The organism is Corynebacterium amycolatum SK46 (genome assembly GCF_000173655.1).
GTDB lineage: Bacteria > Actinomycetota > Actinomycetes > Mycobacteriales > Mycobacteriaceae > Corynebacterium > Corynebacterium amycolatum_A.
In genome coordinates this window covers 1-15,221 of the sequence record NZ_ABZU01000006.1, presented here as the reverse complement: position 1 = coordinate 15,221, position 15,221 = coordinate 1, and the positions used below count along the sequence as shown (strand labels likewise).

General features: G+C 58.6%; 10 protein-coding genes and 1 pseudogene. 5 read left to right on the top strand and 6 right to left on the bottom strand.

The window, feature by feature from the left end:
• Positions 1 to 17 precede the first annotated feature (17 nt).
• Positions 18 to 1,376: an acid phosphatase gene (locus CORAM0001_RS05200; protein WP_005510628.1), complete on the top strand. Its 1,359-nt coding sequence runs from the start codon at positions 18 to 20 to the stop codon at positions 1,374 to 1,376.
• A gap of 8 nt (positions 1,377 to 1,384) precedes the next feature.
• On the opposite strand, the gene CORAM0001_RS05195 is transcribed toward CORAM0001_RS05200, so the two are convergent.
• The 3 genes from CORAM0001_RS05195 to CORAM0001_RS05185 form a co-directional block, all read right to left on the bottom strand.
• Positions 1,385 to 2,536 (bottom strand): MalY/PatB family protein, encoded by a 1,152-nt coding sequence (locus CORAM0001_RS05195; RefSeq protein ID WP_005510653.1) that lies wholly within the window; start codon positions 2,534 to 2,536, stop codon positions 1,385 to 1,387.
• Positions 2,537 to 2,633: 97 nt separating this feature from the next.
• On the bottom strand, positions 2,634 to 4,217 hold the full coding sequence (locus tag CORAM0001_RS05190; protein ID WP_005510670.1) for a glycerol-3-phosphate dehydrogenase/oxidase: 1,584 nt from the start codon (positions 4,215 to 4,217) through the stop codon (positions 2,634 to 2,636).
• 623 nt (positions 4,218 to 4,840) lie between these two features.
• Positions 4,841 to 6,535: an FAD-binding oxidoreductase gene (locus CORAM0001_RS05185; protein ID WP_005510680.1), complete on the bottom strand. Its 1,695-nt coding sequence runs from the start codon at positions 6,533 to 6,535 to the stop codon at positions 4,841 to 4,843.
• A gap of 216 nt (positions 6,536 to 6,751) precedes the next feature.
• Between CORAM0001_RS05185 and CORAM0001_RS05180 the strand changes: the two genes are divergently transcribed.
• Positions 6,752 to 7,711 carry a diacylglycerol kinase gene (locus CORAM0001_RS05180; protein ID WP_005510693.1) on the top strand — a complete coding sequence of 320 codons (960 nt, stop codon included), beginning with the start codon at positions 6,752 to 6,754 and terminating at the stop codon, positions 7,709 to 7,711.
• 56 nt (positions 7,712 to 7,767) lie between these two features.
• Here the strand turns inward: CORAM0001_RS05180 and CORAM0001_RS05175 are convergent, their stop codons facing one another.
• The 3 genes from CORAM0001_RS05175 to treS are packed head-to-tail and all read right to left on the bottom strand — an operon-like array spanning position 7,768 to position 12,941.
• Positions 7,768 to 9,684, bottom strand: a complete 1,917-nt coding sequence (locus CORAM0001_RS05175; protein WP_005510699.1) for an ABC transporter ATP-binding protein — start codon at positions 9,682 to 9,684, stop codon at positions 7,768 to 7,770.
• 60 nt (positions 9,685 to 9,744) lie between these two features.
• Positions 9,745 to 11,097, bottom strand: a complete 1,353-nt coding sequence (locus CORAM0001_RS05170) for a maltokinase N-terminal cap-like domain-containing protein (RefSeq protein ID WP_005510687.1) — start codon at positions 11,095 to 11,097, stop codon at positions 9,745 to 9,747.
• A gap of 32 nt (positions 11,098 to 11,129) precedes the next feature.
• Positions 11,130 to 12,941, bottom strand: coding sequence for a maltose alpha-D-glucosyltransferase (treS, locus tag CORAM0001_RS05165; RefSeq protein ID WP_005510709.1), 1,812 nt, complete (start codon positions 12,939 to 12,941; stop codon positions 11,130 to 11,132).
• Between the two features lie 283 nt (positions 12,942 to 13,224).
• Here treS and CORAM0001_RS05160 point away from each other — a divergent pair, with 283 nt between their 5' ends.
• The 3 genes and pseudogenes from CORAM0001_RS05160 to CORAM0001_RS11405 form a co-directional block, all read left to right on the top strand.
• On the top strand, positions 13,225 to 13,860 hold the full coding sequence (locus tag CORAM0001_RS05160) for an HAD-IA family hydrolase (RefSeq protein ID WP_005510609.1): 636 nt from the start codon (positions 13,225 to 13,227) through the stop codon (positions 13,858 to 13,860).
• Between the two features lie 36 nt (positions 13,861 to 13,896).
• The gene (locus CORAM0001_RS05155; protein WP_005510611.1) at positions 13,897 to 14,976 is read left to right on the top strand and encodes an ABC transporter ATP-binding protein; all 1,080 of its coding nucleotides are present in this window, start codon (positions 13,897 to 13,899) and stop codon (positions 14,974 to 14,976) included.
• A pseudogene (locus CORAM0001_RS11405) lies at positions 14,973 to 15,221 on the top strand (hypothetical protein); the annotation flags it as partial. The gene CORAM0001_RS05155 and the pseudogene CORAM0001_RS11405, both read left to right, overlap by 4 nt.

Here is a 15,221-nt window from a genome sequence, read left to right as displayed (position 1 = left end):
TGGAAAGGAATGCTTCAGTGTCTTCTTTGAAGCCGCACAAGCGCACTGCAACTCGTACTCGCGTCGGCGCTGCTACCGCAGCAGTGGCAGTTGTAATGGGACTTACACCGGCAACGGCCGTGGCGGCTCCGGTCAACCCGTTGGCCGAGCTGGGCAACCGCCTGGATTCTGTTTCTAATCTCCCAGCTAATGTGGCCGCTCCAGAGGGAATCGAGTTGCCCGGCGGTGGCTTCGAGGTCCCGGATTCTATTTCGCTGCCATCATCTTCCGGTGAAAACACCGACCCGAATGCGCCGAAACCAACCTCGTATCGCCCGGACCAGATTGCGCGCCCGTACCCGTCGGATGCCGCCACCGATAACTGGTTCTACTTCTACGTTGTGCATCCTTTCGTGGAGCTGGAGAAGAACCACCCAGAGGTTATGGACCAGAACCTGGAAACGGTCGTCCGCATTAATAACGCTGCCAAGAATGACCCGCAGGCACAGGAACTCGCTCTTGATGACGACTACCTGGACCCACTGGCCAATATTTCCACTGCTTTCGGTGCAAACCTGGGCCAGCACTTCCGTGATGCTTTCGATGAGGGACGCCTGCCGAAGGTGAAGGCACTGCTGTCCGGCAACCTTGCCCGCGGTGGTGGCCTGGTCAGCTCGACCTTCTTCGAGAAGTACGCCTACGGCTACGATCGCCCGTTTGTGGTGGCACCGGAGCGCATCGAGCGCTACTACCGCGAAGGTCAGGACGACCCGTACTCGACAACGCCGTCCTACCCGTCGGGCCACACCAACAAGGCTGCATGGACTTCAACCATGCTGGCTATGATGCTGCCGGAGGTTGCACCACAGATTCAGGCGCGTGCGTCCGAGGCCGGTCATTCTCGCCTTGTCATGGGCGTCCACTACCCGCTGGACGTCATGGGCGGCCGCATGATGGGCAACCAGGCCGCAGCTGACCGTTGGGCAGACCCAGAGTTCCGCCCACTCATTGAAGAAGCAATGGATGAGCTGCGGACGGAGCTCGAGTACCGCTGTGGCGACACCATCGCCAACTGCGTTGCCAAGGACACCCCGTACATGAGCACCGCAGCTGCCGTTCAGCAGTACACCGAGCGCATGACCTACGACTTCAAGCAGGTTGGCCCGGCTAATGAGCCAGTTGTTGTTCCGAAGCGTTACGCAGGTTTGCTGGAGACCCGCTTCCCGCAGCTGACTGAGGAACAGCGCAGCTCCATCCTCGCTCAGACCGCAATCCCATCCGGTTACCCGCTCGACCGCACTGACGGTGAGGGCCAGCACGTTCGCATGAACCTGGCTCGCGCTTTGGCCGCCAACGTTGTTGTCAACGCCGATGGCAGCGTCACTGTCACCAACTAAAACGTCAACTACAAGCGCAGGGCCGCGTCAAAACGGTCCAGGGCCTCGCCGAGGATTTCCGGGGAGGTCGCAAAGTTAAGCCGCACATGTCCAGCCCCGCCTTCGCCGAATGCGAAGCCGGGGTTGAGTGCTATTTTGGCGTTTTCAACCAGCCACGCAGCTGGGTCATCACTGTCAACACCAGGCACGTCACCCAAGTCCAGCCACGCCAAGAATGATGCCTGCGGCGGGGTAAAGCGAGCCTGCGGCGCAATAGTGGACAAACGTGTTCGCAGAGTCTCACGGTTGGTGCGCAGGACATCGACAAAATTATCCAACCAGGGCACACCATCGCGGTAGGCGGCGGTGGCAGCGGCGACACCAAGAATAGAAGCGCCTTCGCGCACAATGAAGGGCAGTTCCAGCCAGGTTTTGGCATCTTCGTCGTTAAAGATGATCTGCGCACACTTGAGGCCAGCGGTATTCCAGCCCTTCGAGGTAGCAGTCACCGTGATAGTCACGGCCGCCGCAGTATCCGACACCGACGCGGTTGGAGTGTGAGTGCCATCTAGAACAACCGGGCCGTGAATCTCGTCTGAGATAACGCGCGCATCAAAGCGAGTGGCTAAATCGGTAATCTCACGCAGTTTTTCGGGGGAGTAGGTAAAGCCGAGAGGGTTATTCGGGTTACACAAGATCAGGCAACCGGCACCGTCGGCGAAGGCGCGTTCGAGGGCGCCGAGATCCGGGCCGTCGGCAAGCGTGGGGATGCACATCGTCTCGCGTCCCAGCGCGGGACCTACCTGGAAAAACGGCATGTAGGCGGGAGTGGGGACGACAATTGCGGAATCGGGGCGGGTGAAGCGTTCAACTGCGAGTGTGACTCCGCGGACGACGTCGGCGACTGCAAAGATATTGTCGGGGTTGGGACGCCATCCGTAGCGTTCTGCAGAAAAGTCCGCGGTTGCGGTCGTAAGCGCGGTGATGTCCTGCGAGAGGTATCCGAACTGTTCGCGCTGACACGCCTCGTCGATCGCGGCACTGACCGCAGGGCAGGTTGTGGCATCAGATTCGGCGACCCACAGTGGCAGCACGTCCGGGGAATATGCGGTCCATTTGACTGTCCCGCGGGAGCGGAGTTCATCGAGGGAGGGGAAAGTGACAGCGTTATTTACACTCATAGTTTTCGTGTATACCGAAAAAGCGGGAAGTCCGAAGGCTCCCCGCTTTATCCAGTAGCTACGGCCACATCAGAAGCAGGCGCGGCAATGACCAGCGCTAGGCCAGTCCCAGTGCCTCCTCAGCAGCTGGCAGGGCAGCTTCGCGATCAGCCATGACCAGCCCCAGCCGTGTGCGGCGATCGAGAATATCGTCGACGCTGAGAGCTCCCTCGTGTGTCACATGCCAGGCGAACTCGGCGCGGGTGACATCGAGTCCCTCCGCTACCGGGTCGAGCGGTCGGTCGAGCGGACAGGATTCGATGACCTCGAAGGATTCGGCACCGTAGCGATTAAACAGGGGCATCGGGATACGGCCGGCAGCGGCAGCGGTGCGAGCGCGGTCGAGCGCCTCTGGCTCGGAGCCCAGCACAGGGATGGTGCGGGTGGAGCACGGAGCAAGTGAAACGCCGAGCTTTTCTGCCACCTTGTCCACGGCTTGCTCAGCCATAAGACGGTACTCGGTGAGCTTGCCACCAGTAATGGAAATCAGGCCGTTCGGGGCCTCCAACAAGGCGTGCTCGCGGGAGAGGTCCGCGGTGTGCGCCTCGCCGGCGTCGATGAGCGGACGCAGACCGGCGAAAGCGCCGATGACATCGTCGCGAGTGAGTGGAACCTCGAGTGCCTGGTTGATGACATCGAGCAGAAAAACGATGTCATCCTCCGGTACTTTCGGAACATCCGGGATCGGGCCCGGTGCATCCTCATCGGTCAGGCCAATGTAGACGCGGTTGTGCTCTGCGGGCAGAACAAAACAGAAGCGGTTGGTGTGACCAGGAACCGGTACCGTGAGAGATCCGGTAGGGTTGCCTAGCTTCGCGGCGTCAAGAATCAGGTGCGTGCCGCGAGATGGGCGAATCTTGATGTTCGTTGCCAGTTCGGCTGCCCATACACCAGTGGCATTGACCACTGCGTGAGCCGGCAGCTCGAAGGATTCGCCAGTGAGCTCGTCGATTAGCGTGGCGCTCGTGCCAGAGGCGTTCTCGCAGCGCACCCGGGTCAGAATAGTTGCACCGTAGCTAGCAGCAGTTCGAGCGATAGCGGTGACCAGACGTGCGTCGTCACGCAGCTGACCGTCGTAGTTGACGTAGCCGAATTTCACGTCGCGCTTACGGACTGTCGGCGAAAGCTGGCTGACACGGCGGGAACTGACAGTCCGGGACAACGGCAGGGTAGTGGCGGAGGTACCGGCGATAATGCGCAGAAAGTCACCGGCCAAAAAGCCTAAACGCGGCAAAACTCGGGTCAGCGGTGCGAACTTATCCATCACCGGCACGACCTGCGGCAGGTTATGTACCAGGTGCGGAGCGGTGACGTCGAGCAGCGCACCACGTTCAATAGCTGAGCGGCGAGCGATACCGACATTGCCGCTGGCAAGGTAGCGCAGGCCGCCGTGGGCGAGCTTCGATGACCAACGAGAGGTGCCGAAAGCTAGATCCTTCGATTCGACGAGAACGGTCTTCAAACCCCTCGACGCCGCATCTAAAGCGATGCCGACACCAGTAATACCGGCGCCAATGACCAGCAGATCAGGGATATCGCCCTTAACGGTTTCCTCGCGTAGACGATTCAAGTCCGCTTGCCGACGAGCCTTGTTCAAAACCGCAGCTGAGCGATCGCGCTGAGGAGCGTGCGTGGCAGTCATAGTCTTTCTTCCTCGACTTTCCCGAAGACGGTAATAGTGATGAAACTATCTGGCTTAAGTGATGAAGTTGTGGAGTGCGTAGTGAGTGTGAACTATTTCGGGCGTACCCCATTGCAAGGCGCTTAGAAATAGACTAAGTTGTTCATTATCAACGACCGGCACGGATATTGATTCAAGAGATTTTTCTTAATTGCGAATCATTTCCCGGGATTACAAGGAAGGAGACACCTCGATGGCTATGCACCCAGCGTCCAACCGCTCTGAGTCTATGAACCGAGCTTTCGCTGCTATTGCACCATCGCTGCAGATGTGTTGCTGCTGTCTCCAGTCCGTGCCACCCCAGACAGGTCGTAACTAAAAAGACGCGCTTAGGCATGTAAAACGCCACGCTGTTTGCGGTCGCACGGACGAAATCGCACCGATTGAGCCGACCCATCCCACTATCCGGGCATCTTCGCTTGGAATCCCAGGAAGAAGCGACAGCGACAATGACCGCAGCACTTGAATCTTTTACCCTTGACGATTACGTTTCACTGTTTATTTATGACGGCCCAACGTCGCCGGAAATCTACGCCAGCGAACTGGTCAGTCTAGCTCGCTAGCCGAGGCTGGCAGCAACAGGGTTAGATCATGTTGCCGTCGTAACGCTCTTCCAAGGAGCGCGGGCCGGTAGCCAACTTGCCCGGGTTGAGGATGCCAGCCGGGTCGAGTTCGTCCTTAATTGCGCGCATGACCTTGGCGAACAACTCGGTGTTCTCCTCGTAGTACTGCGGGCTGTGATCCTGGCCAATGCCATGGTGGTGCGTGATGGTGCCGCCGAAGTTCATCATGGCCTCCGACGCCGCGGTCTTGATGTCCATCCACTGCTGGAGGATCTCGCCCTCGGTCTCGCGGAAAAAGTACGTGAAGTACAGCGAGCAGCCGGATTCGTACATGTGCGAGATGTGGCAGAAGACGTACACCGGGGTACCGTGCTTCTCGCCAGCGGCTTCCATCGCGGAGGCGATTTCGCGGCGCAGTGTAGCGGCGTTATCCCAGGTGGTGGCGGTCTCCAGGGTGTCGACACCGACGCGGCGAGTCATCATGACATCGCGCAGGTACGGCGAGGAGAAGCGGTGGTTAACCCAAGCCATGCCCGGGATGGAGCCCATGCGGACGCACTTCTTGGTCAGTAGACGAGCGGCCAGGCGCTCACGGGTGACGCGGGCGCCGACCGGATCAGTCTGGGCGAAGCCAAAAATCACCATGCACGGGGTGTCGATGCCACGTAGCTTCAGGTACTTTGTGACCTTCTCGGACATGCTGGCGGAGCCCAGCTGAGTGAGGCCGAACAGCGTCTCCTTCTCGTCGGAGATACGTGCCAGGTGCGGGATATTGCCGCTCTGTTCCAGCTTGCGCAGCTCCTCGGCGGCTTCCTCAAAGGAGTTGAAGAAGTAGGTGTCGAAGAGCATCTCCTTTTGTGGACGCTGATTCAGGGCAATCGTCACATGCGTGATAATGCCCAGGGTGCCCTCCGAGCCCAGGAAAAGCTCACGCGGGTTCGGGCCGGATGCCGACGACGGCATGTCGCGGAACTCCATGGTGCCGGCTGGCGTGACGACGCGCATGCCAATCACGTTGCGGTCGATACGACCGTAACCAGAGGATTCTTGGCCTGCCGAGCGGCAGGAAATCCAACCGCCGACAGTGGAGTACTCGAAGGACTGCGGGAAGTGACCAGCGGTGAAGCCGGCCTTGGACAGCTCCTTTTCCAGGTCGGGGCCGAAAACGCCGGTCTCGACGGTGACAGTGCCAGCGACTTTGTCGATGTCGATGATCTTGTTAAAGGCGGTCATGGACACTGTGATGGCCTTACCCATGCCTCCGTCAACAGCCTCCACGCCGCCGACGACCGAGGTGCCACCACCGAAGGGGATGACTGCAATCTTGCGCTCAGCGCATACTTTGAACAGGTCCTCGATATGCTTTTCAGTTTTCGGTAGTGCAACAGCATCTGGGGCGACATCGAGCTTGGCTGCGCGAAGGCGAACCAGGTCGGGGTAGGAGCGGCCGACCGCGTGATTGACGCGGGTGTCATGGTCGGTGGCGACGGCATCCGCGCCAACAATAGCGCCCAGGGCTTCGATATCCTCGGTGCTGAGGCGGCTATCGGGGATGGTGACGTCGGCGATATTGCGCGGCGGGTTGTTGGCGTCCAACGACATACCGATTTCACGCTGCAGTAGCTTCTCGCTGGCCGCGGTGATTGGCTTGTCGTTGCCGTCAACACCCCAGCCCCACCAGCGCATGCGGTACGGAATCGTGAGCTTGTTAGACATCCTGAGCTTCTCCTTAGGCATCGGTGCTGCGAGCCTGAACTGCGGAATTATATGTAACTTGCGCGGAAGTACATCTTTTATAATAGCGGTATTACGTTACGTTTTCTCAAAAAATGTCAATCAATCTTGGTAAGCTTTAGTTGGACGTGATAACACACTCCCATAAAGGCCAGTATTGACCGGTCAAAAGCCCACGTAAAAGTAGGTATTTCTTCGATGAACGCTAACGACAAGGATCTCAGCTACCCGCTGGGAACATCTGAGATTCGTACCCTTGCTCTGGTCACTAACCCTCACGCGGGTCATGGCGCCTCGCAGATTGCCTCCGCCCGGGCGAGCCGGGTGTTCGCGGATCGCGGCATCGATGTCATCGCTCTTCAAGGTGCTAACCCCGACGACGCGCGCAAGCTCATTCGTGAGGTCATCGCCGACGGCCGAATTGATGCCCTGGCAGTCTGTGGTGGCGATGGCATGATTAACCTCGCACTGCAGGAGCAGGCGCAGACCGGTATCCCACTCGGTATTATTCCGGCCGGCACCGGAAACGACCACGGCCGCGAATACAATCTGCCGCGCGGCAACGCTCGCGATGCAGCTCACGTCATCGCCGATGGTTTCTGGACGACCACTGACCTCGGCCGCATCACCAATGAGGCAGGGGGCCAGCGCTGGTTTGGCACCATTATGTGTGCTGGCTTCGACTCCATTGTTTCTGACCGTGTCAATCAGATGACCTGGCCGCATGGCCGCAACCGCTACAACCTGGCCATCGTCCGCGAGTTCTTGGCTTTTCACTCGCTGCCATTCCGCATCACGCTCGATGACGATCGAGTTCTCGAAGACCCAATCACGCTGGCCGCCTTCGGCAACACCCGCTCTTACGGCGGGGGTATGAAGATTTGCCCGTCCGCAGACCACTCCGACGGACTGATGGACATCACCGTCATCGGCAAGGCCGGACGAATCAAGGCCGCCCTTGCTTTCAAGTCTGTGTTCGACGGCACCGTTGAAAAGATCGGTGAGGTCAGCACCTACCGCGCTAAGAAGGCCTACGTGGAATACATCAGCCCGCCGCGGCAGATGAATGCCTACGCTGACGGCGACCTCATGTTCCCGATGCCGGTCACGGTGGAAATCGTTCCAGGCGCTGGCCGCTACATCGTTCCCCGTCCGTAAAAGCCGCAAGGGGGTTCTCGTCGTCAAGCTTTTCCAGCATGCTTGACGACGGCGCGTTACTCCTTTATCCCGTAGCTCTTCAGGCGCAGACGATCCGCCGCAGAAGCCGAGGCCGTCAGGCGCAGCAGCTCGGCGTAGATACCGTCAGTCTGCGCCAATTCGGCGGGTGCGCCCACCTCGTCGACGTGACCGTCACGCAGTGTAACGATGGTGTCCACATCGGAAATCGTGGACAGGCGGTGGGCGATGATAACCGTGGTGCGACCCTCCATCAGCTTGTCCAAGCCGCGCTGAACTTCGCGTTCGGCCTTGGTGTCCAGCGCCGAAGTGGCCTCGTCCAAGATGAGCAGGGGAGCATCCTTCAAAATTGCGCGCGCAATAGCGATGCGCTGCTTCTGGCCACCCGAGAGTTTCAACCCGCGCTCACCAATAGTGGTGGCGTAGCCTTCGGCGAAGCTGCGAATGAAATTGTCGGCGTTGGCCTTCTTGGCCGCTGCGATGATTTCTTCGTCGGTGGCATTGGGTTTGCCGTAGGCGATGTTCTCCCGAATCGTGCCGGAGAAAAGTGACGAGTCCTGGAACACGACGGCAGAGCCGGCACGCAGAGTGGAACCGGAAACCTCGGAGACATCCGACCCCAGAACGCTTAAGCGGCCTGCGGTCGGGGCGTAGAAGCCGAGCAGCAAGTTGACGATGGTGGACTTGCCGCCACCCGACTCGCCAACCAGGGCGATTTTCTGGCCCGAGTACGCCTGGAAGCTGACGTTGGAGAGCACCGGCTTGTCCTCTTCGTAGGCGAAGTCCACTGCGTCGAAGTCGACAATGGGAGCACCGGTAGCCTTCTGTTCGGCGGCGCGGTCCAGGGAGAAGCGGTAGGCGTTGTCGTCGGTGGCGTTGGCTGAGGTGGAACCAACGGACGCGGAGGCGAAGTCGCCATTATTCGCGGTTGCTGCACTGAGCAGCTCCGGCTGTGTGCGAGCCTCTGGCGTGAGCTCCATGACCTTGAAGTAGTCCCGGGAACCGGCGACTGCGCGCTGGGCAGCGTCGACCAAGAAGCTCATCATGGTCACCGGTTGGCGCGCCATATTAATCAGCTGAATGAGCATGACCATGGTGCCGATGGAGAACTCGCCCGACAGCGTACGCAGGAAAAGCAGCAGGTAGATGCCTGCGAAGATGATGTTCAAAATGCCCCCGCGAAGGGCATCCATGCGGTGCCACCACGTTGACTGATCGCGGGTCAGGGAGATGGTGCGGCGGAAGCGGGACCCAAAGAAAGCGATTTCGCGCAGCTCCGCAGTGAAGGAGCGGACGACCTTGACTTGGCCGATGACCTCGGCAAAACGGCCACCGGCGATATCGATTTGTTCGTTCTTTTTCGCTTCAATCTTCTGCCAGCGCTTCGAGGTCAAAGCGGTGAGCAGGGTGTAGACCGGGAAAATGATAATCAGTAGGACAGCCAGCGGCCAGTAGTGCCAGGCGGTGATGCCCAGTACCGCGCCGACGGTCAACAGCATCGGAAAGAAGTTGTTGGAAAACGCCTGGAGGAACTGCGTGATATTGGTAATCGAGCGTTCCAAGCGGGAGATAATTGTGCCGGTGACCTGACTGTCGAAATAGCGTTGCGGCAGCGACAGCAGCTTGGCGTAGTAGCGGGTCGACAGAATCTCGCGCATGCGTGCAGTCATCACGTCACCCAGGTAACCACCGATGTTATGCACAATCGTTTGCGTCAGATCGGCGATCAGCAGTCCGATGACCAGCCAGATTACGGTGCGGGTGGTATCGGACATCGCCGTTTGGCTCAAGCCTTCATCGCTGGACACCGTGCCGACGATGGCGTCGGTGGCATCACGGATGAGGAAGGGGCTGATCAACGACGCGGCGGCGGTGGCCAGCGAACAGATGATGACCCCGATATAGAAAGGCCAGAGCACTCGTGTAGTGGACAGGATTCTGCTGAGCAGACGCACGAAAGACCTCTATCTTGCGGGGTGGTGACTCCCCGCTATGAAATTACTGCGACAAAAGCCCTATCCTAACAGCGAGCGCACAGCACCAAGCGGAAGCGGCAGCCAGTTGGGGCGGTTCTGTGCTTCGTAAAGGCACTCGTAGATGGCCTTATCCAGCACAAACGCTTCCAGTAGCGCCGGGTCGCTGGCGTCGCCATAGCCTTCCAGGAAGGCATCGATGTTGCGGCGAGCCCACTGCTCAACACGCTCAGTCGCTGCCTCGGTGTCTTCACGTCCGGTCAGCAGCGGGTAGTGAGCGGCGTAATCGAAGGATCGAATCATGCCGGCGATATCGCGCAGGCGGTGATCCGGCAGACGGCGCTCCTCCCAGGGACGCGACGGCTCGCCTTCGAAGTCAATCAAGCGCCAAGAGCTCGGCGTGCGCAACACCTGCCCCAAGTGCAGATCACCGTGGATTCGCTGGACGACGGCACCACCTTCCGGAACCGCAGCCTCCGCGCGATCGAAGATAGCCTGCGCTTTTTCCTTGACCTCAGCAATTTGTGGCACCACACCAGCGACGAAGTCTAGGCGAGCTCGCAGTGGGGCTACCAGCTCCGCGCCGGTCAGACGCTCCTTTACCGCGACAGCGGCAGCGAGGCTGCTGTGTACCGAGGCCACTGCTTCGCCGAGCGCACGCGCTTCGGATGTAAAGTCGGTGCCCAAATCTTCCAGCGGGGTCTGGCTGTCGCGGATGGCATCGCGCACTGCGCCAAGAGCCAGCTCCCAGCCATCGACCGAGTTCGGTGCGAATTCCTGCAGCATTGCAGTGGTGTAGGTGTCTTCGCCAATGGTGGTTTCCACCCAGGAGTAGAGCTCAGGGACGAACTTGCAGTCTGCCTGGGCGAGTGCGGCCAGCAGCTCCACATCGGCATTAGTGCCGGGGTAGAGGCGACGGAAGAACTTGCACATCACACGGTCGTCGAAAATGACCGAGGTATTCGACTGCTCGACTCCCATGGGACGGCCGGATTCTGGTCGGAGCTGCTCAGAGCCCGGCACACGTCGCAGTTCCATGCGGCCGAGCTTGCCTTCGTCGGAAAGCTTCTGGCCGAGTGCTGTGATGGCATCCGAATCGATTAGAGCGTCGTAGCCGACGATGCCCTCGGCGCGAACCAACAGGGACTGCTCGTGGCCATCGGGGACGTCCTCCGCCCAAGCGATGGGCAGCTGATAGGTCGGTGCGGAATGTGCGGTGTGCACCCTCACTAATGCGATATCGACATCGGGACTGTCGGGATTGTCGCGCAGTACTGGGTCAAGCGCGAGGATCTCGACGTGGTCGATGTCAGAGACCTTGTCAGCGAAAAAGCGCATCTTGACCAGTGTGTCTGCCAGCTCTTCGGCAATGAAATCGGCTGTGGGAATAGTCATTTCAGTTCGTTCGCCTTTCGGGACTTAAAAGATCACTCTTTATTATCGGCGGTTGTGACGGCATCGGCTGCGGCATCGGCGGCGGTGCCAGAGTGCTCGCGTGATGACGTCACCGGCGCGTCCGATATCGCCTGTGCAACCGGAATCGTCGGCGCCGACATCGAGGCACTCGATTCGAGGTTTGTCTCAGGTGGAAGCTGGATTTCGAACCAGTAGAAACCGTGGCCAGGAAGCGTGATCTGGTAGGAATCGGTGCCAATTGTGGGGAAGGGGACCGAACCAGTGAGTTCTACCGGGGTGGCACCGGCGAACTCGGACAGATCCAGTGAGACGGCCGCGGGGTAGGAGGACAGGTTGTTGACGCACAGCAGCACCTCGTCGCCGTATGTGCGCAGATAGGTCAGAACAGAGGCGGTATCACTATTCAGCTCGCGGAAATCGCCGAGACCAAAAGCCTCATAGCGCTTGCGGACCTGAATCAGTCGTCGCACCCAATTCAACAGGGAGTTGGAGTAGCTCGCTTGGTTTTCGACATTGACCGCCTGGTAGCCGTAGGTTGCATCCTGAATGGTCGGCAGATAGAGCCGACCCGGGTCGGCCTTGGAGAACCCGGCGTTGCGGTCGGGCGACCACTGCATCGGTGTGCGCACGCCATCGCGGTCGCCGAGCCAAATATTGTCGCCCATACCAATTTCGTCCCCGTAGTAGAGCACCGGAGAACCCGGTAGGGACAACAACAGGGCATTGAAAAGCTCGAGCTGAGTGCGGTCATTTTGCAGCAGCGGCGCTAGACGACGGCGAATGCCGATGTTGGCCTTCATCCGCGGATCGTGCGCATACTCGGCATACATGTAGTCACGCTCGGCATCGGTGACCATTTCCAACGTCAGCTCGTCATGGTTGCGCAGGAAAATGCCCCACTGAGCCGAAGACGGAATCTCTGGCGTGGACTCCAGGATCTCCGAGATGGGGAAGCGGGACTGTTTGCGCACCGCCATGAAAATGCGTGGCATGAGCGGGAAGTGGAAAGCCATGTGGCATTCGTCGCCACCGACCTCCGGGTCGCCGAAGTATTCCACCACATCGGAGGGCCACTGGTTGGCCTCCGCCAGCAGGACGCGACCCGGGTATTCCTCATCCATGACCTTGCGGCAGCGCTTCAGAAAAGCGTGGGTCTCGGGCAGGTTCTCGCAGTTGGTGCCTTCGCGCTCGAAGAGGTAGGGCACAGCGTCGAGGCGGAAGCCATCGATGCCGAGATCGGACCAGAAGCGCAGCACATCGAGCATCGCTTCCTGCACTGCCGGATTATCGTAATTCAGGTCCGGCTGGTGGGAGAAGAAACGGTGCCAGTAGTACTGGCCGCGCACCGGGTCATAGGTCCAGTTGGAGTCCTCGGTATCCACGAAGATGATGCGTGCGCCCGAGTAGGTGTCCGGGTCATCGGTCCAGACATAAAAGTCGCCGTAGGGGCCATCCGGATCAGTGCGCGACTGCTGAAACCACTCATGGCTATCGGAGGTGTGGTTCATCACCAGGTCAGTAATAACGCGGATACCGCGCGCATGTGCCTCGTCGAGAAGCACCTTGAAATCCTCGACCGTGCCAAATTCTTCGAGAACGGCGCGGAAGTCGCGGATATCGTAGCCGCCGTCGCGCAGCGGGGAGTCGTAGAAAGGCGGCAGCCAGAGGCAGTCAACGCCCAGCCATTGCAGATAATCGAGCTTCTCCGTCAGCCCCTTGAGGTCGCCGGAGCCGTTGTTGTCGGAGTCGAAGAAGGCTCGGACGAGCACCTCATAGAACACCGCGCTGCGGTACCACTCGTAATCTTCCTTGGCGATAGTCATGCATCCCAGCGTAACGATTCAGCTGCAGGTGTGCAGGAGATTACAAGCCTGGGAACAGTCCCACAAACATTCTTTCAATGGGGGTATGTCACGTGCAAAATGGTGGCCTCGGAGAGGTGTTAGTCGGCCGGTTCATCTCCAGCTGAATTCGATTGATGTGGAGATTTACGTGCTATTTACCAATTTTTCTTGAAGTAGTAAGTCAATGATCATCGCCTCGTCGAATGTGTTTTTCACAATGAGAACGCTCCCACAAGGAAGCGTAACTATGGAAGGCTTATGAATGATTAGCGTCATCTTTGATATCGGCAGGGTATTGGTTCCCGAGGGGCAACGAGTGCCGATGCTCTTAGCGGTTCTCGCCGATGCAGGTTTCCAGATTTCGGAACAGGACTTCAACGAAGCCTATTGGGGACTGCGCGATGAATACGACTTGGGGCTCGCGGACGAAAAGTATTGGGGAAGCGTTCTTTCCCAGCTAGGCCTTACTAAAGAGCAGCAGTCGCAGGTGAGCTATCACGAGTTAGCCAGCGTGGATGGCAGTCGGAATGCTGTCCTAGGCGCAGAAAGTGCAGAGTTGGTTCAGTGGCTGGCGAGTCTCGACGTACCACTGGCGCTGCTCAGCAATGCGCCAGTGTCCATGGTGAAAGCAGTCCGGGCAAGTCAGTGGAATCATTACTTCAAGGCCGCCGTATTTTCCTCTGAGGTTGGTGTCGCAAAGCCCGACCCGGAAATCTATCGCATTGCTCATGCAAAAGTCACTGAACGCATCGGAGAAATACCTGCTGAGGACATCATCTTTTTTGATGACCGGGAGAAAAATATCCGTGCTGCTGTCGATGCTGGTTGGGATGCCTACTTGTGGGAAGGTGCCGACCGTGCGCGCGCCGTTATTAACAACCGTCTCAATGAACTCTGAAATAACTCAATTCGCTTGAAAGGCGGACAGGTTCCCGTGTCGGAAATCTCTTTTAAAGATGCCACTTTGGTTTATGACGGCGCGCAGCGACCGTCAGTTTCTAATCTCAATCTCACTATCAATGATGGGGAGTTCGTAGCTCTCGTTGGTCCGTCGGGAAGCGGCAAATCGACGACGCTTCGAATGATCGCCGGTCTGGAACCAATTACCGACGGTGACATCACTATCGGTGGTCAGTCGATGCGAAATGTTGCTCCTTCAAAGCGTGATATCGCTATGGTTTTCCAGACCTACGCTCTGTATCCACACATGTCCGTCGCGGAGAACATGTCATTCGCCCTCAAGATGCAGAAGGTGAGCGACGACGTTCGAAAGAAGCGCGTCCACGATGCTGCAGCCATGCTGGACTTGGAGCCATACTTGGACCGTAAGCCCAAGGAACTCTCCGGCGGTCAGCGTCAGCGCGTAGCCATGGGACGTGCAATTGTGCGCCATCCACGGGTCTTCCTCATGGACGAACCGTTGTCCAATCTCGATGCAAAACTGCGCGTAAGCACTCGCGCGCAGATTGTTGATTTACAGCAGCGGTTGGGAACCACCACCGTCTACGTCACGCACGATCAGACGGAGGCGATGACAATGGCTGATCGCATCGCAGTGCTTGCCGACGGCCAGCTGCAACAAGTGGGCTCTCCGCGAGAGCTCTACGACAACCCTGGAAACGAATTCGTGGCTGGATTCCTGGGTTCGCCTTCTATGAACATTTACGATGCCACCGCTGAAGGCAACCGCCTGCTACTCGGCGGAAAACAGATTCCTTTTCCGGAGCAGTTTGCGCAGACGCTGCCGAAGTCTGTGGTGTTTGGTATCCGACCGGAGCACCTTCACATTGTCAGTGGTCAAGATGCAAAGGCTGACATTGTTGCTCCGGTTCTGCATGTTGAAGACACCGGTGCCGATGCCTATATCCGCGTGACTATCGCCGAGGGCACCACGATGGTTGTTCGAGGCGAGGCGGGACAGGTCCCCACCAGGGGAGACCAGGTGGGCATCCGCTTCGACTGGGACAAGACCCACTGGTTCGACAGTGCGGACAGGAAGGCACTGGTCCGATGACTCCGCAACAAACTGCCGCATCGGTTGCAACTACAGATGGTGCTAAAAAGTCCAAGCGTAAAGGCAACAAGAATTTCCGAACCGGCGGCTATACGTGGGTGTGGCTATTCCTTCTTCCCACTGCGATCTTTAGTCTCGTGTTTGAGTACTACCCATTCTTTCGCGCGATTATCCTGTCTTTCCAAACAACCGACCTCTTTGGTCGTCCGACAGGCTTTGCAGGGTTGTCTAACTACGCCACAATG